Below are 22,877 nucleotides of genomic sequence, written 5' to 3'. Positions count from 1 at the left end.
AACCCAAGGCCCGGCCAAGCGCCAGCGCTCTCGTCACCGCCTTGACTGGGGAACCGGCCCGGTGGAGCCGCCGATGACCAGTTCCAGCGCGATGTGGTCCTGCACCGGCGCGGCGGGCGCCTTGTCGATATGCGCCAGCAGGCACTGCGTGGCGCGGCGTGCGATGATGCGCATGGGGCGACGCACGGTGGTGAGCGGCGGGCTGACCATCGCGGCGACATCCGTGCCGTCGAACCCGGCGACCGACAGCTCGCCCGGCACCGCCACCCCGCGCTGCTCCGCCGCCTTCAGCACGCCCGCGGCCATCAGGTCGTTGCAGGCGAAGATCGCGGTGGGCGGCTGCGGCGCGTCCAGCAGCAGCGCGCCCGCCGCCATGCCGGAGGCGAAGGTGTAGTCGCCCTCCACGATCAGCCGAGAATCGAGCGTAATGCCGGTGTCGCCCAGACCGCGGGTGAATCCGGCGGCGCGTTCCTGCGACGATGCGCGGCCCGCCGGGCCGGTGACCAGCGCGATGCGGCGGTGACCCAGCCCGGCAAGATGTGCGCCCATCGCCGCGGTCGCCCGGGCATCGTCCGCCACCAGCACGGTGGGATAGCCGGCCAGCTGCCGGCTGGCGAGCGCGACCGCCGGGACACCCAGCTGCGACAGCGCGGCGGGCAGGCCCGGCACCTCCGACACGGGCGACAGGATGATCAGCCCGTCCACCCGCGATCGGCGGGCGAAACCGGTCAGCTGCTGCACTATGTCCGGATCCGCCAGCCGGGCCGGGCGCACCAGCAGTTCGTGCCCGCTCTCGGCGCAGCCTTCCACGATGCCGCGCTGGATCGCGCCCAGCACATGGGCGTTCTCGTCCCCCTGAATCACCCCGATCAGCTGCGATCGCCCGCTGGCCAGCGCCTGCGCCCGCGCGCTGGGAGTGAAGCCCAGGCTGGCGATTACCTGCTCGATCGCGTCGCGCGTCGCCGCCCCCACCTTGGGCGAACGGTTGATGACGCGCGACACCGTGCGGACCGACACGCCCGCCGCCGCCGCCACATCGACAATGGTGGGCGCGCCGCTCACGCCGGTTGCCCTGCCTTAGTCGTTCAGGCGGTAGGCGCGCCGGACCAGCCCGTTGGTCAGCTCGAACGCCAGGTCCGCGGCTTCCCAGTCCTCCAGCCGGTGTTCCGCCACCAGCCGCGCCAGGAAGGCGCAATCGACCCGGCGGGCGACGTCGTGCCGCGCGGGGATCGACAGGAAGGCGCGCGTATCGTCGTTGAAGCCGACCGTGTTGTAGAAGCCGGCGGTCTCCGTCGTCATCTCGCGGAAGCGGCGCATCCCCTCTGGGCTGTCATGGAACCACCAGGACGGGCCCAGCTTCAGGCACGGATAATGCCCGGCCAACGGCGCCAGCTCGCGGGCATAGGTGCTCTCGTCCAAAGTGAACAGGATGATGGACAGGGTTGTGCTGGTGCCGAACCGGTCCAGCAGCGGCTTCAGCGCGCTGACGTAATCGGTCCGCATGGGGATGTCCGCCCCCTTGTCGCGCCCGTGGCTGGCGAACAGGCCGCCATTGTGGTTGCGGTAGGCGCCGGGGTGGATCTGCATCACCATGCCGTCCTCCGCACTCATGCCGGCCATCTCCGTCAGCATCTGTGCGCGGAACAGTTCGGCATCGGCCGGGGTCCAGTTGTCGCCCGTGACCTTGCGGAACAGGGCCTCGGCTTCGGTGGCGGACAGGTTGGCGGTCTGCGCCGTCAGGAAGCCATGATCGGTGGCGGTGGCGCCGATGGCGCGGAAGTCGGCCCGACGCTTGCGATGCGCGGCCAGGTAGCCCTGCCAGCTCCACACATCTTCCCCGGTCAGTTCGGCGAAACGCGCCATGGCCGGGCGGAACGCCTCGTGCTCCACATCGATCACGCCATCGGGGCGATAGGTGGACACGACGCGGCCGTTCCAGCCCGAGGCGCGGATCGCCTCGTGATGGGCCAGGCTGTCCTGCGCGCCTTCGGTGGTGGCCAGGAACTCGATATTGAACCGGTCGAACAGCGCGCGCGGGCGGAACGCATCGGTCGACAGCTGCTGCGTGATGGTGTCGTAATAAAGGTCCGCGCTCTCCGCCTCCAGCGCCACCTCCATGCCGAACACGGTGGCGAAGGCATGGTCCAGCCACATGCGCGACGGGGTGCCGCGGAACAGGTGGTAATGCTCGGCGAACAGGCGCCATGCCGCGCGCGGATCATGCGCGGGGGCCACGCCATGCGCCGGCACGCCCAGCGTCTCCATCGCGATCCCCTGCGAATAGAGCATCCGGTACAGGTAATGGTCGGGCGCCAGCAGCAGTTCGGTGGCGTTGGTCCAGTTCGCATCGGTGGCGAACCACGCCGGGTCCGTATGGCCGTGCGGGCTGACGATCGGCAGGTCGGCGATGCCGGCATATAATTGCCGTGCAATGGCCCGCGTGCCGGGATCGGCGGGGAGCAGGCGATCTTCGTGCAACACCAGTGAACGCATGATTTCCTCACATAATGGCTGTATGGCCGCTTGTGCCAGCGTTGGCACAAATGATAACACGCTGCAAATGAGTGTTATCGACCAATTGAACCTCGCCGCCGTGCAGATCGACGGACGCGACAATGTCGCCGTCGCGCTGCGCCCGATCGCCGCCGGCGAAGTGGTGGAGGTTGCCGGCAGACGCATCTCCGCCAGCGAACCGATCGAGCAAGGGCACAAGATCGCGCTGGTGGGCCTGACCGCGGGTGAGCAGGTGCTGCGCTATGGCTGGCCGATCGGCAGCGCGACGCAGGGCATCGCGCCCGGCGCGCATGTGCACAGCCACAATGTGCACACCAATCTGTCGGGGGAGGAGCCGTATCGCTACGAACCGGCGCAGTTCCCCCTGCCGCCGGTCGCCGCCGACCGCTGGCGCTTCGCCGGCTACGAACGCGCCGATGGCAGCGTGGGCACGCGCAACCAGGTGTGGGTCATTCCCACGGTCGGCTGCGTCGGCCGCACGGCGCAGCGGCTGGCGGCGGAGGCGAACAAGCGCCACGGCAACAGCATCGATGGCGTGCTGGCCTTTGCCCATCCGTTCGGCTGTTCGCAGCTGGGGGATGATCTGGACGGCACCGCCCGTATCCTGGCATCGCTGGCCTGCCACCCCAATGCCGGCGGCGTGCTGCTGCTGGGGCTGGGGTGCGAGGAGAACCAGCTATCCGCATTGATCGAGCGCATCCCCGAACCCTATCGCGCCCGGATGCGCACGCTGGGCGCGCAGTTCAGCGTGGACGAGATGGGCGAAGGCGCGACCGCGATCGACGAGCTGGTCGAGCAGGCCGCCGCCGACCGGCGTACCGATGTCGGCCTGTCGGCATTGCGGCTAGGTCTGAAATGCGGCGGGTCGGACGGCTTCAGTGGCCTGACCGCCAACCCCCTGATCGGCCGCGCCGCAGATGCGGTCGTGTCAGCCGGCGGCACCGCGCTGCTGACGGAGATCCCCGAAGTGTTCGGCGCCGAGCGCCTGCTGATGGCCCGTGCGCGGGATGAAGGCACGTTCCATGCGTTGGTCGATCTGGTGAACGGCTTTAAGGCATACTTCCTCAGCCATGGGGAGCCGATCAGCGAGAATCCAAGCCCGGGCAATGTCGCGGGTGGGATCACCACGCTGGAGGAAAAGTCGCTCGGCGCGGTGCAGAAGGGCGGCCGTGCGGAGGTGGTCGACGTGCTGCGCTATGGCGAGCGGCTGCGCCGGCCCGGCCTGACCATCCTGGAGGCGCCCGGCAACGATGCCGTCTCCACCACCGCGCTGGCCGCGGCCGGCGCCACGCTGACGCTGTTCTCCACGGGCCGCGGCACCCCGCTGGGCAGTCCGGTGCCGACCATGAAGCTGGCCACCAATCATGGTCTCGCCGGCCGCAAGCCCGACTGGATCGACTTCGATGCTGGATCGGTGCTCGACCCCGGCCCGCTTGGGGGCATGGACGCCACGGCGGAGGCGCTGCTGGACAAGATCTGCGCGGTCGCCAGCGGCGAACCGGCGCGCAACGAAGTGCATGAGGAGCGTGATATTGCCATCTGGAAACGAGGCGTGACCCTGTGAACGGAACCCCCCGCCTGTCGCGCGCCACGCTGGACCAGCGGACGCCCGGCACCGCCGCGCCCGCCTACCAGCTGGAAGGGCGCACCCCCGGTATCGTCCATTTCGGCCCCGGGGCGTTCCACCGGGCGCATCAGGCCGCCTATGCCGATGCCGTGCTGGAAAGCGATCCGCGCTGGTCGATCTGCGAAGTCGCGCTCAATTCCACCGGCACCGCCGACGCGCTGCGCCCGCAGGACGGGCTGTATGTGCTGGCGCTGCTGTCCGCCCAACCCGAGTACCGGATCATCGGTTCGATTGCCGAGTTGCTGAACGCGCGCGAGAATGGCGAGGCGATCCTGCAGCGGCTGGCCGCGCCGACGACGCAGCTGGTGACCTCCACCGTGACGGAGAAGGGGTACTGCCTCTCGCCCGATGGCGGGCTGGACACCAACCATCCGAGCATCGCGGCGGAGCTGGCGGGGGGCAAGCCCACCACCTTCATCGGCTGGCTGGTGGCGGGCCTCGCCCGGCGCAAGGCAGAAGCCGGCGGACCGCTGACCGTGCTGTCCTGCGACAATCTGGCGCATAATGGGGCGCGGCTGGGCCGGGCGGTGCGCGAATATGCCGAGGCCAGCGATGCCGGGCTGGCGACGTGGATCGCGAACAATGTCAGCTTTCCGTCTTCCATGGTGGATTCGATCACGCCCGCCACGACCGATGCCGTGCGCGAGCAGGTGGCGGCCGCGACCGGGCTGGACGACGCCTGGCCGATCCAGCGCGAGCAGTTCACGCAATGGGTGGTGGAAGACGATTTCCGCGGCGCCCGCCCGCCCTTCGAGGCGGCCGGCGTGCAGTTCGTGAGCGATGTCGCCGCGTTCGAGGAGGCCAAGCTGCGCCTGCTGAACGGGCCGCATTCGACGTTGGCCTATCTGGGCGTGCTGCTGGGTCACGAGACGGTGGCCGATGCGATGGGCGATGCCGAACTCAGCGCCTTTGTCGCCCGCATGATGCACGAGGATATCGCCCCCACGCTGCGCCCGCTGGAGGGCATGGAGCTGGCGGAATATGCCGACAGCGTGCTGGACCGGTTCCGCAATCCGGCGATCCGCCACCTGCTGGCGCAGATCGCCTGGGACGGGTCGCAGAAGCTGCCCTTCCGCATCCTGGGTACCGTGGCCGACCGGCGCCGCGCCGGCTTGCCGACCGGACGGCTGGCAGTGCCGATCGCGGCCTGGTTCCGCTTCCTGGCACTTCCGCGGGGAGAGGGCGACCGGCTGGTCGATCCCTTGGGCGACCAACTCGCGCCACTGGCGGCGGCGGGTGACATCGAAGGGCTGCTGGCCTGCCAGGCGGTGTTCCCGCGCGAACTGGCCGGCGATGCGGAATTCGTGACCGCGCTGAAGCAGGCCCATGCGGCGATGGTGAACAGGAATGCCACGCACAGCCTGCTGAAAATGGCCGGCTGACCCGACGTTTCGGGGCGGCGTTTTCGGGACGGGACAAGGGAGAGGATTTTGGTGAACACGATCGAACAGGGGGCGGCACAAGGCCGGCGTTACCGCTGGGTGATTGTCGGCCTGCTGCTGGCGGCGACGATCATCAACTATGTCGACCGGCAGATGATCGGCCTGCTGAAGCCGACGCTGCAGGAGGAATTCGGCTGGACCGAAGGTGATTATGCCAACATCGTGCTGTGGTTCCAGGCGGCCTATGCGATCGGTTACCTGGGCTTCGGCGCCACGATCGACCGCATCGGAGCCAAGGCCGGCTATGCCATCGCCTTCGTGGTGTGGACCGGCGCGCATATCGCGCATGGCCTGGTCAACACGGTGGCGGGGTTCTCCGCCGTGCGTTTCGCCCTGGGCATCGGTGAGTCCGGCAACTTTCCCGCCAGCCTGAAGGCGGTGGCACAGTGGTTTCCGCCGAAGGAGCGCGCCTTTGCCACCGGCATCTTCAACGCCGGCTCCAATATCGGCGCGATCATCACGCCGCTGCTCGTCCCTATCCTGACCATCGCCTATGGCTGGCAATGGACCTTTATCATCACCGGCGCCGTCAGCATGCTGTGGCTGGTCGCCTGGCTGGTGCTGTACCGCAACCCGCCGGTGGACCAGTCCGCCCATGTCGCGCCGCCCGCCCCGGCGGAAAATGCGATCGAGGCGCCCGCCATCTCCGCGGCGTCCGCCACCACTTCGGTCGGCGTGCCGCCCAAGATCGGTTGGCTGGCCGTGCTGCGCATGCGCGAGACCTGGGCCTTCGCCAGCGCCAAGTTCCTGACCGATCCGATCTGGTGGCTGTTCCTGTTCTGGCTGCCCGACTTCTTCAACCGCCGGCACGGGCTGGAGCTGGCGCAGTTCGGCCCGCCGCTCGTCGCGATCTATCTGGTGGCGGATATCGGCAGCGTCGCCGGCGGGTGGAGCAGCATGCGCATGATGCGCAGCGGCATGAGCCAGAACAAGGCCCGCAAGCTGACCATGCTGCTGTGCGCCCTGTTCGTGTTGCCGGTGGTCTTTGCGCAATATGTCGACAGCCTGTGGGGCGCCGTGGCGCTGATCGCGCTGGCTGCGGCCGGGCATCAGGCCTGGTCGGCCAACCTGCTGACCTTGCCATCCGACACCATCCCGCAAAGCGGCATCGGCAGCGCGATCGGCATCGGCGGTACCGCCGGCGCGATCGGCGGCATGTTCATGGCGCAGTTCACCGGCTGGGTGCTGGATACGACCGGCACATACTGGCCGGTCTTCGCGGTCGCGGGCAGCGTCTACCTGGTGGCGCTGGGCGTGATCCACCTGCTGGTCCCGCGCATCCCGGACCGCTCGGCGGCCTGACGCCACTTCCTTCCAAGGCCTTTTTCGCGCCCGTCGGCCCCCAGGCCGGCGGGCGTTTTCATTGTCGCCCTGCGGACGCAATTCCACATGGCGAAGTGACGTCTCATATTTTCGTAGCCTTTCCCGGCCTCGTTTGTCATACAAACGGGACAAGAGTCGCACAGGGGATTGAGGGTTGCCGTCCGGCAGCGGTCGTGGGGACCGCGGTCAGGACCTGCGCAATGGCAAGGCGCCATCATTCTCCAGACGAGCGAGGCAGAAAACTGCCCCGGCCGGCTTCCGGTCGCGAACGGAACAAAAGGGGAGAGAGAGAATGCGGAGAGTGGAATTGCGTCTGATGGCGCAGGCGACGGCGTCCTGGGCGGTGCTGGGGCTCGCCCTGGCGGCAGGCAGCGGGCAGGCGCTGGCACAGGCGGCACCGGGCACCGAGGCAGGTTCGCCGGTGGTGACCGGCAGCGTGACGCAGGATGTCGATCCGGCGCCGGACACGGTGGCCGATGCGGCCGGCGGCGGCGACGAGATCATCGTCAGCGGCGCGCGCGAAAGCCAGCAGAGCGCCAACAACCGCAAGCGCAACGCCCGCACCGCGACCGATTCCATCGTGGCCGACGACATCGGCTCCTTTCCCGACCGCAACGTGAACGAGGCGATCAGCCGCATTCCCGGCGTGGCGCTGAGCCGCAACGAGTTCGGCGAAGGCGAGGCCATTGCCGTGCGCGGCAACGGGCCGGACCTGACCCGCGTGGAACTGGACGGCATCGGCGTGCAGTCGACCAACTCTTTGACTGGCTCAACCTCAAGCGGTCGCGGCGCGGATCTGCGCGAACTGCCGGCGGAACTGGTCAAGAGCATCGACGTGGTGAAGGGCTCCACCGCCGACATGACCGAAGGTTCGATCGGCGGCACCGTGCAGATCAAGACCCGCACCGGCCTGGACTTCGACGACCTGTTCATCACCGCCCGCGCCGGCGTGACGCAGAACTCGCTGGGCAAGGACTACACGCCGGACTTCAACGCCGTTGTCGCGAACCAGTTCTTCGACGACCGGCTGGGCGTGATCCTGAGCGGCACCTACACCAAGCTGCAGAACAACGGCCACAATTACGAGACCACCACCAGCGGCAATCGCGGCTATTCGCGCTTCTACGATTTCGACGGGTCGCCGGAAAAGACCTTCGAATACAATCTGGACACGCTGGGCACCGACCAGGCGGACGTGCCTTTCGCCAGCAGCACCTTCACGCCCCGTACCCTGCTGGAAAGGATGATCGCCGCCGATACGCAGGCGGAATGTTTCGAACTGATCCCGTTCCTGGCGGCGGATGCGACCAACGCGGCCAAGAACCAGCGCACGCTGGAACAGCGGTCCTGCCAGGCGCAGTGGTATGATCAGGCGCCTTCGCTGATCCGCAACTTCACCAACACGCAGGAGGACGAGCGCTACTCGATCGACGGCCGACTGGATTTCGAGATCACGCCGGAATGGACGGTCTTCGCCAAGGGCACGATCGCCAATCGCCGCGTGGACGACCAGTTCCGCAGCCGCACGCCGGTCACCCTGTTCGGGGAAAATGTCGGCGGCACCTTCGTCACCACACCTGGTGTCGGCGGACAGCCCGGCACACGCGAAGTGTCGCCCAATGCGCCCCCGGGCTATTTCCTGTTCAACCCGGATTACGGCATCCGTTCGTTCGAGAACAATCCGGTGCTGGGCGACGTGCTGAACGTGCGGCCGGAAAGCGTGGTGGTGGACGAAGCGCACAACCTCACCAACTTCACGCTGACGAACAATTCGGTCAACATCGACCAGATCTCCAACATCATCGATACGAAGACCAGCTACGTCCAGGCAGGCACCAACTATTATGGCGAGACGTGGGAGATCGAAGCCTTCGTCGGCATGACCAAGGCGACGACCAGCCGCAACGACAAGCGCTTCTCCCGCTCCTACCAGTACGGCGACGCGACACTGGCGCTACAGCCCAACGGGCTGTGGGATATCCAGCTGCCGGCCGACTACGACGATACCGACCCGAACAATTTCGTGCAGCTGAACCCCGCGCCGTGCATCGGCGCCGCCGTGCCGCCGCCCAACTGCCTGGCCCAGCGCGAGGTTGCGGCCGGGGAGTTCAATCTCGCAACCCCGGCTTACACCCAGGCGCAGCTGCCGCTGACCACGCCCAATTTCGGCGTGTCCTACACCCCCGCCTTGGGCGAGGCGTCGGAAAAGATCGCCAAGCTGGACGTGTCCTATCTGGTGAATGACGAGGTTCCGTTCTTCACCCGCTTCAAGATGGGGGCGATGTATCGCCGGAACGAGGTCGATCGCTGGAACAATGGTGGCTACACTGCGGCAAGCGCCGTCGGCTCCTTCGGTCAGCCCGGCTACATCCCGGCGGTGACAGTGCCGCGGGCGATTGTGCGTGGGTCGCTGCGCGCCTGCGAGCCGACTGCGACCAGCGTGGTGGACTGCAATTACGGCTTCGTCCCCAATGCCAACCCCGCCCTCAATCGCGAAGGTGTGACCACGCTGACGGCTGACGAGCTGCGCCAGCTGTTCATCGACACAGCCGACGGCCCCGATTCCGCTTACTTCGGCGACCTGCCCAACCGCGGTTCGCTGCCGCCCAGCTGGACCGGCATCCGGGTGGACGAGCTGTTCGGCGCGCTGGAAGCCAACAACTTCATGAACTTCGACTGCCTGAAGGAGTGCGTCGGCAGCGACGGGCAGGTCTATGCCCAGCCGGTCACCAGCATCCAGGAAACGATCAAGAACGTGTATGCCATGTTCGACTTCGAACTGGACAACCTGCCGCTGGGCCTGGTGTTCAACGGCAACATGGGCATCCGCGGCGTGATGCGGGACGTCAAGGGCACCGGATTCCTCACGCTGGAATCGATCCAGGTCACCCCAAGCTACAACCCGCTGACCCCGAATGCCCCCGGCGGCATCACGACCCGCACGTTCTCGCAGAACACCACCATCAATGCGAGCACCAGCGACTGGCTGCCCACCGTCAACCTCAACCTGTGGGCGTTCGACGAGACGGTGGTGCTGCGCGCCTATGGCGGCAAGACCATCGCCTTGCCGAACATGAACAACCTGGTCGCCAGCGGTACCTGCACGATCGACGAACGCGACGTGCTGGACGGCAACAGCGACTTTGGTTGCGGCGGCCGCGTCGGCAATCCGGGATTGAGCCCGTTCAAGGCGTGGAGCTACAATGCCAGCCTGGAATGGTACCCCAACCGCGACACGCTGCTGTCGGCCACTTTCGGGCGGCTGGATGTGAGCGTCGGCAACCCGATCGGCGTGCAGCGTGATGCCCGCCCGTTCCAGGGCAGCGACCAGATCGATCCGGGCACCGGCCTGCCGCTGTCCGATTACACCTTCACCATCCCGACCTTTGCCGATGGTCCTGGCTATTCGCGCGATATCTGGGAGTTCCAGGCCAAGACGGCGTTCACCTTCCTGCCGTGGATCTTCCGTCACACCGGCGCGGATGCGAACCTCGCGATCCTGTCCTCCGCCGTCACCACCGGCCAGCGCGATCCGCTGACCGGCGACATCATGGGCGTGCCCGACGAATCGAAGTACACCACCAACGTTTCGCTGTGGTATGATGACAGCAAGTTCCAGGCCCGCGTGACCTATCAGAACCGCACCTCGACCTTTGCCTGCATCACGCCGTGCGGTGGCAACAATATCGACTTCAACTATCCGGGCGAACAGTGGACCAATGTCCGTCTGGCGGGCAGCGGCTACAGCCCGGGCAACCCGCGCTTCATCGATGGGACGACCTTCATCGATGCCAAGCTGGCCTACAACATCAACCCGATGTTCCAGGTCTATGTGGAAGGGCGCAACCTGCGCAAGGAAGCACAGACGGAGAGCGCCGGCGACTACCAGCAGTTCGCCGACGGCACGCCCAAGGTGTACCGCCTGCGTTATGGCGGCCGCCGCTTCATGGCGGGCGTGCGGTTCCGCTTCGGCAGCTGATCGCCAACCGGACCGTGTGAGACAGGGGGCGCCTTCCGCCAGCGGAGGGCGCCCTTTCCTCTCGGCCGACACCCCGTTACCGAGAGGCCCATGCGCATCGCCCTGTTCGAACCGGAGATCGCCGGCAATGTCGGGGCCGTGCTGCGGCTGGGCGCCTGCATGGGTGCGGCGGTGGACCTGATCGAGCCGCTGGGCTTCCATTGGGACGATCGCCGCGTGCGCCGCACCGCCATGGATTACATCGATCACGTCACCGTCACCCGCCATGTCGATTTCGCGGCATTCCACGCCACGGTCGGCCCGGCGCGGCTGGTGCTGTTCACCACCAAGGCGGTGCAGTCGGCCTACGAGTTCACCTACCGCGCTGACGATGTGCTGCTGTTCGGCAAGGAAAGCGCCGGCGTACCCGGCACCATCGCCGACATCTGCGATGCGCGGCTGCGCATTCCCATGCGGCCACAGGTCCGGTCCATGAACCTCGCCACCTCCGCCGCGCTGGCGCTGGGCGAGGGGCTGCGCCAGACTGCCACCCTGCCTTGACCACGCGAAGGACTGCCATGACCATGATGACCCGCCGCACGGCCGCCGCCGGATTGTTCGGCACCGCCATGCTGGCCGGCACCGGCTGCGCCCATGCACCGCGTGCCGGCAGCGCTGCCGGCGGTTTCGTCTTCAGCTACTTCACCAGCGGACGGGGAGAGGCCGACGGGCTGCGCTTGGCGATCAGCACGGACGGGCTGACCTACAGGGCAGTACGCAACGGCGCGGTGCTGCTGGCGCCGGAGGTTGGCGAACGCCGGCTGATGCGCGACCCGTTCCTGCTGCGCGGGCCGAATGCGGGCGACCCCTGGCACCTGTTGTGGACCACCGCCTGGGAAGGGGTGACGCTGGGCCATGCGACCAGTCACGATCTGATCAACTGGTCGCCGCAGCGGGCCATTCCGGTGATGGCGGGTGTGCCCGGCGCGATGAATGTCTGGGCGCCGGAAATGATCTGGGATGCGCGCGCGGGGCATTTCATGCTGTTCTGGTCCAGCACGGTGACCGGCCGGTTTCCGGAAACCGCGGGCACATCGGAAGATGCCTGGAACCACCGGCTGTATTACGCGACCACGCGCGACTTCCGCGATGTGTCGCCGCCGCAGCTGCTGTTCGATCCGGGCTTCAGCGTGATCGACGGCACCTTCCACGATCACCCCACGCTGGGCCTGCACCTGATCGTCAAGGACGAGACGCTGGTGCCCGAGAAGAAGCATCTGCGGATCGCCAGCGCTGCGTCGCCGACGGGGCCGTTCGGCGAACTGTCCGCTCCTTTCTCCCCCGACTGGGTGGAAGGGCCGGCCACCGTGCAGATCGGCGAATGGACCTATGTGGTCTATGACCGGTATCGCGAGGGCAGCTGGGGCGCGGCCCGTTCGCGCGACCTGGTGCGGTGGGAGGATGCCTCGGCCGCGATCTCCATGCCGCCGGAGGCGCGCCATGGCACGATCGTGCGCGCACCGGCGGCGCTGATCGCGGGGCTTGGCTGAGGCTTCGCAAACGGGCACGCTGCTGCTAATGTCCGACAAAAGATCGGCATCTGGAGAGGTTTGCCATGTTCATCACCCGTCGCGCGCTGCTCGGCAGCGCCAGCATCATCGCGGTTTCGCTGACCGCCGGCGGCGCGCTGGCGCAGATCGGCGGCACGCCGCGCCGCCGGGTGGAGCCGGTGCCCCTGCGCCATGTCCGGCTGCGCCCGTCGCTGTTCGCCGATTCGTTCGGCGCCAATCGCGATTACCTGATGGCGCTCGATCCCGAACGGCTGTTGCACAATTTCTACCTGTCGGCCGGTCTGCCCGCGCCCAAGCCCGTCTATGGCGGGTGGGAGGCGATGGGCATTGCCGGCCATTCGCTGGGCCACTGGCTGACCGGCTGCGCGCTGATCGTCGCGGGCAGCGATGATGCGGAGGTCGCAAGCCGGCTGGACCATGCGCTGGCAGAGATGGCCCGCATCCAGGCCGCGCATGGCGACGGCTATGTCGGCGGCACCACCGTGGAACGCGATGGCGAGACGGTGGACGGCAAGGTGGTGTTCGAGGAGGTGCGCCGGGGCGACATCCGCAGCGGCGGGTTCGATCTCAATGGCGGCTGGGTGCCGCTCTATACCTGGCACAAGGTGCATGCCGGCCTGCTGGATGCGCACATGCTGGCCGGCAATGCCCGCGCCATGCCGATCATGCTGGCCATGGCCGGCTATCTGGCGGACGTGCTGGAGCCGCTGACCGACGAGCAGATGCAGCGTGTGCTGCATGCCGAACATGGCGGCCTGAACGAAACCTATGCCGAAACCTACGCGCTGACCGGCGACCGGCGCTGGCTGCGCCTGGCGGAGAAGATTCGCCACAAGGCGGTGCTGGACCCGCTGACCGCGCAGCAGGACAGGCTGGCGGGGCTGCACGCCAACACGCAGATCCCCAAGGTCATCGGCCTCGCCCGCCTGCACGAGCTGACCGGCGATCCGGCCCATGCCACAGCGGCGCGCTTCTTCCATGATACGGTGACCGGACATCACACCTATGTGATCGGGGGCAATTCCGAACGCGAGCATTTCGGGGAGCCGGACCAGCTGTCCCCCCGCATCACCGAGGCGACGTGCGAGGCGTGCAACAGCTACAACATGATGAAGCTGACGCGGCACCTGTACAGCTGGCAGCCGGAGGCGCGCTGGTTCGACTATTACGAGCGCGTGCAGCTCAATCACATCATGGCGCACCAGCGGCCCGATACCGGCCGCTTTGTCTATTTCATGCCGCTCGCCGCCGGGGCGCGGCGGGTCTATTCCAGTCCGGAGGACAGCTTCTGGTGCTGCGTGGGCTCCGGGATGGAAAGCCACGCCAAGCATGGCGATTCCATCTGGTGGGCGGATGACGCCACGCTTTACGTCAACCTGTTCATCCCGTCGGACCTGGACTGGGCAGAGCGGAACCTGGCAGTGACGATGGACACGGCCATGCCGCTGGAAGGCAGCGCCACGCTGACCGTGCGCCGTGCACCGCGCAGTGCCCACGCCATCGCCGTGCGCCTGCCCGGCTGGGCCCCGGGCGCGACCCTGACCGTGAACGGGCAGCCGGCCTCCTTCTCCGCGCGTGATGGCTACGCCGTGGTGGAGCGGCGCTGGCAGGCGGGCGACGTGATCGGCGTGACCCTGCCGATGAGCCTGCAGGCGGAGCCGACGCCCGACGATCCGGCAACCGTCGCCTTCACGCATGGCCCGCTGGTGCTGGCCGCCGATCTGGGTTCGGCGGACGAGCAGTTCGAGGGGGTCGGCCCAGCTCTTGTCGCCACCGGGGCCACGACAGCGGCGCTGACGGCGGATGGCGCCGGTGGCTTCCAGGCGGCAGGCGCCCTGGGCGAGCGGTTGCGTTTCGCGCCCTTCTTCAACCAGTATGACCAGCGCACTGCCGTCTATTTCCGTACCTTCACCCCCGGCGGGTGGGAGGCTGCGCGCGGGGATTACGTCCGCGCGGCGGAAGAAGCGCAGGCGCTGGCCCGCAGCACGGTGGACGTGCTGTATCTGGGCGAGATGCAGCCAGAACGTGACCACCAGTTCGCATCGGCCGGGAGCGAGGTCGTGAACTGGAGCGGGCGCTCGGCCCGCCGCCTGCGGCCCGGCCAGTCGTTCGAGGTGATGCTGGCCCGCCGTCCCGGCCCCGCGGTCCTGCGGCTGATGGTGACGCGTGCCGATGTGGACCGGCACATGATCGTCACCGTCAACGGGCAGGAGCTGGAGCGCGGCGAACCCACGGGCGTGACTGTGGGCAACCTGGCCGCCGTCGATTACCCGGTCCCTTCCGCCGGGGAGCAGGGGCGTGACAAGGCGCAGGTGACCGTCGCCGCCGCGAAGGAGGATGCGGTGGTCTACGAGATGCGGATGATGGCGCCAGCTCAGACGGAGAGCTGACGCCATCGTGCATGGCGGACCTTACTTTGCCGCCTTGCCCGCCAGGTCGAAGCCGGGATGCGGCGGCTGGTTGTAGGCGGTGTTCTGCCACGCCACGCTGGCGCGATAGACCGGGTCGTGCATCAGCGTCACCAGCCGCAGGTCGGTGGGATAGGGCGTGGCATAGATGCGCAGCGCCCGGCTGTCCTCCGTCCGCACGATCAGCTCCTCCCGCCAATCCCCCAGAATATCCGCCGATAGTGCCGGGTTCTGCTTGGTGCCATTGCCGGATGCGACGCCGGCTGGCTGCAGCAGCGTGCTTTCCTGCCCGGCCTGCCAGTCCCACTTGGTGATCACCGTGCCGTCCAGCAGTTCACGCTGCGCATCGCCGTCCCACCAGATCGCGAAATTGGCGGCGCGCGGCTTGTTGGGGCCGATCACCTCGCCCTTGGCGCTGAACAGGTTGGGGCTGTTGCTGGACCAGGCCTCCGCACCGGGATGGCGCGGATCGATATCGGCGGCGAGGCCGCGGCCGGTATCCTCCTCCGCAGGCGTGGACCACAGCACCTCGCCCGTGCGCGCATCCAGCATGGCAGAGCCGCGATTGCCGCTGGCGCGCATGTTCTCCAGCACGCCGAACTTTTCCAGGCCCGGGCGCGTGGGATCGAGGTCGGACACATGCATGGCATCGCCATGGCCCATGCCGTTGCTCCACAAACCGGTGCCATCATCGTCCAGCGCCATGGAGCCATAGACGATCTCGTCCCGCCCGTCGGCATCGACATCGGCCACCGCGAGCTGGTGATTGCCCTGGCCGGCGAACCGTTCGTTGCCGGGCACGGTGGAATCGAACAGCCACCGCTTCGTCAGCTGGCCATCGCGGAAGTCGTAGGCCGCCACATTGGTGCGCGTGTAATAGCCGCGCGCCATGATGATGGAGGGGCGCTGCCCGTCCAGCCAGGCAACGCCCGCCAGCATCCGGTCCGACCGGTTGCCGTACATGTCGCCCCAGGTCGCCTGCATCTGTTCGGGCGTGGGATTGTCGGTTTCCGGGTGCCGCTTCGGTTCGAACGGCACGGTCGCGAGTGCACGGCCGGTCGGCCCTTCGAACACGGTGAGATATTCGGGGCCGGACAGGATGCGGCCGGTGATCCGCGCCACGCGGGTTCCGTCCGCCATGGTTTCCGATCCCGTGCGGTCGGTGCTGGGCAGCGTGGCATCGCCCGCGCGCCAGTCGGCCGCTGGGTCGCCGATCACCGCGCCGGTGCCGTCAACCGTGCCGTCTGCTGTCTTCACCGCCAGTTCCGACCGGCCGTCGCCGTCGAAATCGGCCACCAGGAACTGTGTGTAATGCGCGCCGGACCGCACGTTGCGGCCAAGGTCGATCCGCCAAAGGCGCGTGCCATCCAGCGTGTAGGCGTCCAGCAAGGTCGGACCGGTGTAGCCGCTCTGCGAATTGTCCTTCGCATTGCTGGGATACCATTTGACGATCAGTTCGTACCGGCCATCCCCGTCCAGATCGCCGACGGAGGCGTCGTTGGCGGTGTAGGTATAGGCATCGCCGGTGGGCGTGGTGCCGCCGTCGGGCAGCTGCAACGGCACGTTGAGGTAGCCATCGGCCAGCACCGGCGCGGGCGCACTCTGCTGCCCTTCGCGGCCCCCATTGATCGCCGCCACGCTGTAGCGGACGCCAGCGCCGCCGGATGCGTCCACGAACACCGTCGCGCCGGTCAGCGGCTGCGGCGTGATGCGCTGGCCATCGCGATAGACGGCAAAGCCGGTGCCCGCCGGGTCGCCCGCCAGCAGGCGCCAGCTGACCAGCGTGCCGCCGCCCTGCGCCGGAACGGCGACGACGCCGCGGTCCAGTCGCTCCATCTGCCGGCCGTTCAGCGGCAGGGTGGGGCCTGTCGCGTCAGCCACCGGCTCGGGCGCCGCGCCCGTGGCCAGCCCGCCCGTGGTGGCGCAACCCGCCAGCGCGATCGTGGCCGTGCAGGCCAGCAGTGTGAATGAGTGCCGCAAGATCATGTCTCCCTGTCGCCCGGGCTTGCCGCCCGCTCCTTGTGTGAGGGCGGTTGTCGTACAAGCCGGTGCATCACGCAACCCCTTCCCACCATGTGAAGCGGCGTCCCAATTGTCGCAATTTGTATGCTTATAGCCGCCAGACGGCAAAGTCGCTGACCGCCAGATGGCTCCAGGTCGTGCGCAGGCCGAAATGGCCGCGAATGTAGGGGTCGGGATCGTGCATGGTGAACAGCGGCGCGCCGTCGCGCAGCACCGCGATGCGGGAGCCATCGGCGATCAGGCGGATGCGCATGGGTCGGTTGGGCACGATCATGGCGGCGCGATCGGACCGGTCATGTTCGGGCAGCAGCGGCCGGTCGCCATCGCGCCCGACATAACGGCGCAGGCGGGTGCTGGTGTTCCGGTTGCCGCCAATGCCGACATAGTACATCCGCAGCCGGTCATACCCGGCAAAGCCGCCGCTGCGCTCCACATCCAGCACATTGCCGGTGGCTGCACGCGTGTCCGTCGCCATCCAGAAAGCGTTGATGTCGCTGACCTCGTCATAAGGGCCGCCCTGGTCGATCGCCGTCACAGTATAGTCGATCGCCACCGGTCCGCTCAGTTCAGGGCGGAACCACACGGTGATGCCGGCAGGGGCGGCGATGTCGAGCACGCCATGGGCGGCGCTGACCTGTGCGGGCTGCTCGGCCTCCACCAGCCATTGCCCCAGACCATTCCGGAAGCTGTCGCTGTGCAGCAAGGCACCATCGCGCCGACCGTGGGCGCAGCCGCCCGCCAGCAGCGTCGCGCCCATGCCGGCCAGCACCTGCCGCCGCCTGATCTCGCCCATGACCGTCATCCTTTAAGGCCGTGACAATCGCGGCCTGTCGTGCATTGTGGAACAAACATTCAGAATGTGGAGGATTGGATGCCGCCTGTCGAGGTCGATCGCCGCCGCCTGCTGGCGGGCGCCGCGCTGCTGTCCGCCGCCGCGGCACTTCCCGTGCGGGCTGCCGCACCCGCGCGCCTGCCATATCGCACCCTGCCGCTGTGGCCGGGGGCGGCGCCGGGCGCGGAAGGAGTGACGGTCACGCAGCGCAGCGTGCTGCGTCGCCCGGATTCTCCGCCCGACGACGTAGCCTGGTACGGCATCACGCGCCCGACGCTGACGCTGGTGCAGCCGGCGCGGCCGAACGGCACCGCGCTGCTGATGATGCCGGGTGGCGGGTATGAACGGATCGCCGCCAGCCCTGATGGCGGCGCGATCGCGCACCACCTGGCGGGCATGGGCTTCCATGTCGGCGTGCTGCTGTACCGCCTGCCCTATGATGGCTGGGCCGCCGGGCCAGACACCCCGTTGCAGGATGCGCAGCGCGCGCTGCGGATGCTGGCGGCGGAAATCGGCGCGCAGCGCACCGGCACCATCGGCTTTTCCGCCGGCGGCCACCTGGCGGGCGCGCTCGCCACCCGGCATGGCGACCGCACCTATGCCCCGGTGGATGCGCTGGACCAACGCACGGCGCGGCCGGACTTTGCCGCGCTGCTGTTCCCGGTGGTGACCATGACCGATCCGCACGCCCACGGCCCCAGCCGCAAGAACCTGATCGGCGCCGATCCCTCGGCGGAGCTGATCCGGCGTCATTCGATCGAGCTGGACCTGCCGGACGACCTGCCGCCGATGTTCCTGTCCGCTGCGGTCGATGACACCGTCGTGCCGGTGGAGAACACGCTGATGCTGCATGCCGCGCTGAAGGCCAAGGGAATGAACCCGCCGTGCCATATCTTTGATGTGGGCGGCCACGGCTTCGGATCGGTGGAGGATGCAGGCGGGCCGGGGCACTTCTGGCCGCTGCTGTTCGCCGACTGGCTGGAGCGGCAGGCATGAGCCCGCGCCGCCTGCTGCCGCTGGCCGCCGCGCTGCTGGTGTCGGCCTGTGCCACGATGCCCGACGCAGACACCCGCGTCGCCGTGCCGCTGTTCCGCGATCCGGTGCATGATGGCGCCGCCGATCCCTCCATCACGCGCGACCCGGCCACGGGCGAGTGGGTGATGTTCTACACCAACCGCCGGGGCGACCTCACCAGCGCCGATCCCAAGGATGTCAGCTGGGTGCACGGCACCGCCATCGGCGTCGCCCGTTCCGCCAATGGAGCGGACTGGCGCTACACCGGCACGGCGACGATTCCGGCGGAATGCACCGGGGCCACGTTGTGGGCGCCCGAAGTGATGCGCTTCGGCGACAAGTGGCACATGTGGCTGACCGTGGTGCCGGGCGTGTTTCGCGACTGGAACGCCCCGCGCAGCATCGTCCACCTGACCAGCACCGACCTCGCCAGCTGGACCTGCGGCGAGACGCTGCAGCTCGGCTCCGACCGGGTGATCGATGCCGATGTGGTGCAGCTGCCCGACGGCAGATACCGCATGTTCTTCAATGACGAGCGGCAGAACAAGGCCATCCGTCAGGCGGACAGCACCGATCTGGTCAACTGGACGCTGGGCGAGACGCTGGTCGACACGCCCGGCGAAGGGCCGGTGGTCTGGCAGTGGCGCGGGCACTGGTGGATGATCAGCGATGCCTGGCGCGGGCTGCTGGTCATGCGCTCCGATGACGAGGGCCGGACCTGGCAGCGGCAGGACGGTTATCTGCTGGGCACGCCCGGCACCGCTGCCACCGATCGATCGCTGGGCCATCACCCGGATGTGGTGGTGGCGGGCGGGCGCGCCTGGCTGTTCCACTTCGTGCAGCAGGATGGCGAGGCGGAGATGGCCGGCAATCCGCAATGGGGCCGGCGCAGCGTGATCCAGCTGGTGGAGCTGGTGGAGCAGGATGGCCGGCTGACCGTCACCCGCGAACCGCCGCTGCGCGCGGATGTGGAGGCGGCGTTCACGGCACGCTGACCGGATCAGCGGTGCGTGGGGTAGGCTTCCAGATCCAGCTCGGTCGCTTCCCGCACCACCTCGATCCGGTCGCCCGCATCGCGCATCTCGTACAGCTTGCCCAGCGCGCGGGTGAAGGGGCGGTGGACCACCAGCATCAACCGCCCGTCAAAGGCGCGGAACAGCATGCCATGGCCGCTGTCCCGTTCCACCAGCGGATCCAGCTGTTCCCACGGCCCGGCCACCGTGCCGCTGGTGGAGCGGGCGAGCGCCTGGACATAGCCGTCATCGCCATAGCTGGACCACAGCATCACCAGCGTGCCGGCTTGCGTGCGAAAGAATTGCGGCCCGTCGGTGACCCACACCGTATCGCCCTCCGCCTGCGGCTGACCGCGCGCCCAGTCCGCCGCTTCGGCGCGGAACAGCAGCCGCGGTTCGCCGATGGCACGCAGATCATCGTCCAGCGGCACCGCCTCTATCGTGCCGACCGTCGCCTGCACCCATTCATGGGCATAGACCAACCAGGGGCGCCCCTCCGCATCCACATGCAGCGTACCATCCAGCGTCATCCGGCTGGCCGGCACGACCGGCTCCCCATCATTGGCCAGCGTGAAAGGGCCGGCCAGGCTGTCCGCCACCGCGATCAGCGTGCCGCGGCGATGGGGCTTGCGCCTGCTGCCCGGCTCCGGTGGCAGGGTGGCGGCTTCGTTGTGGAAGGTGGTGAACAGGTACCAGCGGCCCCGCCATTGGTGCACCTCGGGGGCCCAGGCCCCGCCATCCGCCCAGTTGCCCTCCGGCAGGGTGAACACCACCCGCGGATGGCTCCAGTGCTTCAGGTCGCGGCTGGTATAGGCCATGGTGCCCAGCCGCCGGTCGCCGGACATCGCCACCTCGTTGCGGGTGAACAGGTGATAGGTGCCGGTCGCCCGGTCGGCCACGATGAACGGGTCGTGCAACTGCATCTGCGGCAGCAGCAAGGGGTAGGCGTCGGTTGCGGCCGTCGATGTGGAGGAGGGTGGCGCCTGCATGCAGCCGGGTGTCAGCAAAGCGAGTGCCAGTGCCGGCACGATATGGCTCAACCTGTGGCGCATTTCGGCATCCCCCTTTTTGCCTGACGGGGTTCCCACATGCTGGTGGCCGTGTCTATCCTGTGAACGAAGCGGGAGAGCATGTGATGACAATGGGCAAGCGCATGGCCGTGCTGCTGGCACTGGCGACGGGACTGGGCACCGCGCAGGCGCAGGAAACGCGTGAGCCGGTGCTGTTCATCGCCAGCGATTCCACGGCGCAGGACTACAACCAGGAACGCTACCCGCAGGCTGGCTGGGGCAGCTTCCTGGGTTGCGTGCTGACCGGCGCACAGGTGGACAACCGCGCGATCGGCGGCCGCAGCACGCGCACCTTCGTCAGCGAAGGACGGTGGAACCGATTGCTGGCCGATCTGCGGCCCGGCGACGGCGTGCTGATCCAGTTCGGCCACAATGATGCCAGCGACAACAAGCCCGAACGCTTCGCCGATGCGGAAACGACCTATCGCCAGTTCCTGGTCAGCTTCATCGCCGATGTGCGCGCGGCCGGGGCGACGCCGGTGCTGCTGACGCCGGTGGCGCGCCGATCGTTCGAGAACGGGCAGGCCAAGGCCGACTTCCCCACCTATTCCGCGGTTGTGCGCCAGCTGGCGGAAGCGCGCGGCGTGCCGCTGGTCGATCTGGAACGGGCATCGCGCACCATGCTGGATCAGGTCGGCTATGACGCAGCGGCGGCGCTGTACCTGCATTACGCGCCGGGCGAAGCCGCACCCTGGCCCGAGGGTGTGAGCGACGACACCCATTTCAGCGAGCTGGGCGCCCGCCGCATCGCCAATCTGGTGGCGGACGGGTTGCAGGCGACGCCGCTGGCCCCCTACGTCTCTGCCGTTCGGGCGGACCTGATGCGGGAGACGCCGCTGGGCAGCAGCGCCTGCCGCTGATACGCGGCCCCGCCCAGGGGAACCAAGCTGTGACGGATGGCTTTAGCGTCCGTGGTTCAGCCCCGGTCGGCGCTGCGCCACCGCATCATTCCTTCAGCAAGGCGGACCGGTCATGATTAAGCGTGGGCGCCTGGAGAGTGGCGGCCTGATCCTGACCGTGTTCCTGGTCACGATCGCGCTGCTGATGGTCATCTCCGGCTTCATCGGCGCGTTGCTGTGGGCGGCCCTGGCGGCATTGCTGTTCCAGCCGCTGTTCCAGCGCCTGCAGGCCAACATGCCCGGCCGCCGCAACATGGCGAGTGCGGTCACGCTGCTGATCATCACGGTGGCGGTGGTGATCCCGGCGCTGATCATCTCCAGCCTGGTGGTCGAGCAGGCCGCGGGCGTCTACACCCAGATCCGTAGCGGGCAGGTCAATTTCGCGACCTATTTCCAGCGCATGCATGACGGGCTGCCGGCCCAGATGCAGGGCCTGCTGGACCGTTCCGGCTTTGACAGTTTCGAACAGACCCAGGCGCGCATCACGCAGGCGGTCAGCAGCAGCGCCAGCACGCTGGCCAGCCGGGCGCTGTCGATCGGCGCCAATGCGGCCGCCTTCCTGCTGGCCTTCGGCGTGGGGCTGTACGTCACCTTCTTCCTGCTGCGCGACGGCGAGCAGATCGGCCCGGCGATCGTGCGCGCCCTGCCGCTGGAGCCTGCAGCGGCGGAGCGCCTGTCGGAGCGGTTCGTGGCGGTGGTGCGCGCCACCATCAAGGGGTCGGGCGTGGTCGCGCTGGTGCAGGGCGCGCTGGGGGCGATCACCTTCTGGATCGTGGGCCTGCCGGCCGCGCTGCTGTGGGGCGTGCTGATGGCGATCGCGGCCCTTCTGCCGGCCATCGGCCCGGCGATCATCTGGGGGCCGGTCGCGGTCTATCTGCTGGCCACAGGCGACATCTGGCAGAGCATCGTGGTGATTGCGTCGGGCGTGTTCGTGATCGGGCTGGCGGACAACATCCTGCGGCCATTGCTGGTGGGCCGCGACACCGGCCTGCCGGACTGGCTGGTGCTGGTGACGACGCTGGGCGGCATCGACATCGTGGGGCTGAGCGGCATCGTGCTCGGCCCCCTGGCCGCAGCCTTGTTCCTGACCAGTTGGCAGATCCTGTCGGAGCAGCGGCTGGAGCAGCCCGGTCGCACACCCGAGGCGCCATCCTTGGAGGAGTGACCAGTGGCGGGCGGTCTGA

16 protein-coding genes are annotated in these 22,877 nt (G+C 68.1%); 11 read left to right on the top strand and 5 right to left on the bottom strand.

Going from position 1 to position 22,877, the window contains the following annotated elements:
• Positions 1 to 33: 33 nt before the first annotated feature.
• Positions 34 to 1,062 (bottom strand): LacI family DNA-binding transcriptional regulator, encoded by a 1,029-nt coding sequence (locus tag D5S08_RS03740; RefSeq protein ID WP_121115691.1) that lies wholly within the window; start codon positions 1,060 to 1,062, stop codon positions 34 to 36.
• 15 nt (positions 1,063 to 1,077) lie between these two features.
• The gene (gene uxaC / locus D5S08_RS03735) at positions 1,078 to 2,493 is read right to left on the bottom strand and encodes a glucuronate isomerase (RefSeq protein ID WP_121115689.1); all 1,416 of its coding nucleotides are present in this window, start codon (positions 2,491 to 2,493) and stop codon (positions 1,078 to 1,080) included.
• A gap of 67 nt (positions 2,494 to 2,560) precedes the next feature.
• Here uxaC and D5S08_RS03730 point away from each other — a divergent pair, with 67 nt between their 5' ends.
• The 7 genes from D5S08_RS03730 (at position 2,561) to D5S08_RS03700 (ending at position 14,825) form a co-directional block, all read left to right on the top strand.
• A complete protein-coding gene (locus D5S08_RS03730) occupies positions 2,561 to 4,078 on the top strand; it encodes a UxaA family hydrolase (RefSeq protein WP_121115687.1) in 1,518 nt (505 codons plus the stop codon).
• Positions 4,075 to 5,523, top strand: a complete 1,449-nt coding sequence (locus D5S08_RS03725) for a mannitol dehydrogenase family protein (protein ID WP_206610278.1) — start codon at positions 4,075 to 4,077, stop codon at positions 5,521 to 5,523. Before D5S08_RS03730 ends, D5S08_RS03725 begins: the two co-directional genes overlap by 4 nt.
• Before the next feature lie 51 nt (positions 5,524 to 5,574).
• Positions 5,575 to 6,885 (top strand): MFS transporter, encoded by a 1,311-nt coding sequence (locus D5S08_RS03720; protein WP_241557208.1) that lies wholly within the window; start codon positions 5,575 to 5,577, stop codon positions 6,883 to 6,885.
• A gap of 337 nt (positions 6,886 to 7,222) precedes the next feature.
• The gene (locus D5S08_RS03715; protein ID WP_121115685.1) at positions 7,223 to 10,885 is read left to right on the top strand and encodes a TonB-dependent receptor; all 3,663 of its coding nucleotides are present in this window, start codon (positions 7,223 to 7,225) and stop codon (positions 10,883 to 10,885) included.
• Positions 10,886 to 10,975: 90 nt separating this feature from the next.
• The gene (locus tag D5S08_RS03710) at positions 10,976 to 11,425 is read left to right on the top strand and encodes a tRNA (cytidine(34)-2'-O)-methyltransferase (protein WP_121115683.1); all 450 of its coding nucleotides are present in this window, start codon (positions 10,976 to 10,978) and stop codon (positions 11,423 to 11,425) included.
• A gap of 17 nt (positions 11,426 to 11,442) precedes the next feature.
• Positions 11,443 to 12,414, top strand: coding sequence for a glycoside hydrolase family 43 protein (locus D5S08_RS03705; protein ID WP_121115681.1), 972 nt, complete (start codon positions 11,443 to 11,445; stop codon positions 12,412 to 12,414).
• A gap of 65 nt (positions 12,415 to 12,479) precedes the next feature.
• On the top strand, positions 12,480 to 14,825 hold the full coding sequence (locus D5S08_RS03700) for a glycoside hydrolase family 127 protein (protein WP_121115679.1): 2,346 nt from the start codon (positions 12,480 to 12,482) through the stop codon (positions 14,823 to 14,825).
• 21 nt (positions 14,826 to 14,846) lie between these two features.
• Here the strand turns inward: D5S08_RS03700 and D5S08_RS03695 are convergent, their stop codons facing one another.
• The gene (locus D5S08_RS03695) at positions 14,847 to 16,823 is read right to left on the bottom strand and encodes a rhamnogalacturonan lyase (RefSeq protein ID WP_479680437.1); all 1,977 of its coding nucleotides are present in this window, start codon (positions 16,821 to 16,823) and stop codon (positions 14,847 to 14,849) included.
• Positions 16,824 to 16,953: 130 nt separating this feature from the next.
• Complete coding sequence (locus D5S08_RS03690; RefSeq protein WP_241557207.1) at positions 16,954 to 17,658, bottom strand: DUF6250 domain-containing protein; 705 nt, start codon at positions 17,656 to 17,658, stop codon at positions 16,954 to 16,956.
• Between the two features lie 78 nt (positions 17,659 to 17,736).
• Here D5S08_RS03690 and D5S08_RS03685 point away from each other — a divergent pair, with 78 nt between their 5' ends.
• The gene (locus D5S08_RS03685; RefSeq protein ID WP_121115677.1) at positions 17,737 to 18,693 is read left to right on the top strand and encodes an alpha/beta hydrolase; all 957 of its coding nucleotides are present in this window, start codon (positions 17,737 to 17,739) and stop codon (positions 18,691 to 18,693) included.
• Positions 18,690 to 19,706 carry a glycoside hydrolase family protein gene (locus D5S08_RS03680; RefSeq protein WP_121115675.1) on the top strand — a complete coding sequence of 339 codons (1,017 nt, stop codon included), beginning with the start codon at positions 18,690 to 18,692 and terminating at the stop codon, positions 19,704 to 19,706. The genes D5S08_RS03685 and D5S08_RS03680 overlap by 4 nt, the downstream gene beginning before the upstream one ends.
• A 5-nt stretch (positions 19,707 to 19,711) precedes the next feature.
• Here D5S08_RS03680 and D5S08_RS03675 read toward each other — a convergent pair whose 3' ends face one another.
• Positions 19,712 to 20,776 (bottom strand): glycoside hydrolase family 43 protein, encoded by a 1,065-nt coding sequence (locus D5S08_RS03675; RefSeq protein ID WP_241557206.1) that lies wholly within the window; start codon positions 20,774 to 20,776, stop codon positions 19,712 to 19,714.
• 83 nt (positions 20,777 to 20,859) lie between these two features.
• On the opposite strand from D5S08_RS03675, the gene D5S08_RS03670 reads away from it, so the two are divergent.
• Together D5S08_RS03670 and D5S08_RS03665 are read left to right on the top strand one after the other, a co-directional pair.
• Positions 20,860 to 21,654 carry a rhamnogalacturonan acetylesterase gene (locus D5S08_RS03670; RefSeq protein ID WP_121116200.1) on the top strand — a complete coding sequence of 265 codons (795 nt, stop codon included), beginning with the start codon at positions 20,860 to 20,862 and terminating at the stop codon, positions 21,652 to 21,654.
• 112 nt (positions 21,655 to 21,766) lie between these two features.
• Complete coding sequence (locus tag D5S08_RS03665; RefSeq protein ID WP_121115671.1) at positions 21,767 to 22,858, top strand: AI-2E family transporter; 1,092 nt, start codon at positions 21,767 to 21,769, stop codon at positions 22,856 to 22,858.
• Positions 22,859 to 22,877: the final 19 nt, after the last annotated feature.

Source organism: Croceibacterium ferulae, from assembly GCF_003660445.1.
In the GTDB taxonomy this organism is placed as follows: domain Bacteria; phylum Pseudomonadota; class Alphaproteobacteria; order Sphingomonadales; family Sphingomonadaceae; genus Croceibacterium; species Croceibacterium ferulae.
This window is presented reverse-complemented; position numbering and strand designations above follow the sequence as displayed.

Excerpts from the sequence above, each read along its gene's own strand:
- uxaC (WP_121115689.1), bottom strand. The coding sequence starts at position 2,493 with ATGCGTTCACTGGTGTTGCACGAAGATCGCCTGCTCCCCGCCGATCCC.
- D5S08_RS03730 (WP_121115687.1), top strand. The coding sequence starts at position 2,561 with ATGAGTGTTATCGACCAATTGAACCTCGCCGCCGTGCAGATCGACGGA.
- D5S08_RS03715 (WP_121115685.1), top strand. The coding sequence starts at position 7,223 with ATGGCGCAGGCGACGGCGTCCTGGGCGGTGCTGGGGCTCGCCCTGGCG.
- D5S08_RS03710 (WP_121115683.1), top strand. The coding sequence starts at position 10,976 with ATGCGCATCGCCCTGTTCGAACCGGAGATCGCCGGCAATGTCGGGGCC.
- D5S08_RS03705 (WP_121115681.1), top strand. The coding sequence starts at position 11,443 with ATGACCATGATGACCCGCCGCACGGCCGCCGCCGGATTGTTCGGCACC.
- D5S08_RS03700 (WP_121115679.1), top strand. The coding sequence starts at position 12,480 with ATGTTCATCACCCGTCGCGCGCTGCTCGGCAGCGCCAGCATCATCGCG.
- D5S08_RS03690 (WP_241557207.1), bottom strand. The coding sequence starts at position 17,658 with ATGGGCGAGATCAGGCGGCGGCAGGTGCTGGCCGGCATGGGCGCGACG.
- D5S08_RS03685 (WP_121115677.1), top strand. The coding sequence starts at position 17,737 with ATGCCGCCTGTCGAGGTCGATCGCCGCCGCCTGCTGGCGGGCGCCGCG.
- D5S08_RS03680 (WP_121115675.1), top strand. The coding sequence starts at position 18,690 with ATGAGCCCGCGCCGCCTGCTGCCGCTGGCCGCCGCGCTGCTGGTGTCG.
- D5S08_RS03675 (WP_241557206.1), bottom strand. The coding sequence starts at position 20,776 with ATGCGCCACAGGTTGAGCCATATCGTGCCGGCACTGGCACTCGCTTTG.
- D5S08_RS03670 (WP_121116200.1), top strand. The coding sequence starts at position 20,860 with ATGACAATGGGCAAGCGCATGGCCGTGCTGCTGGCACTGGCGACGGGA.
- D5S08_RS03665 (WP_121115671.1), top strand. The coding sequence starts at position 21,767 with ATGATTAAGCGTGGGCGCCTGGAGAGTGGCGGCCTGATCCTGACCGTG.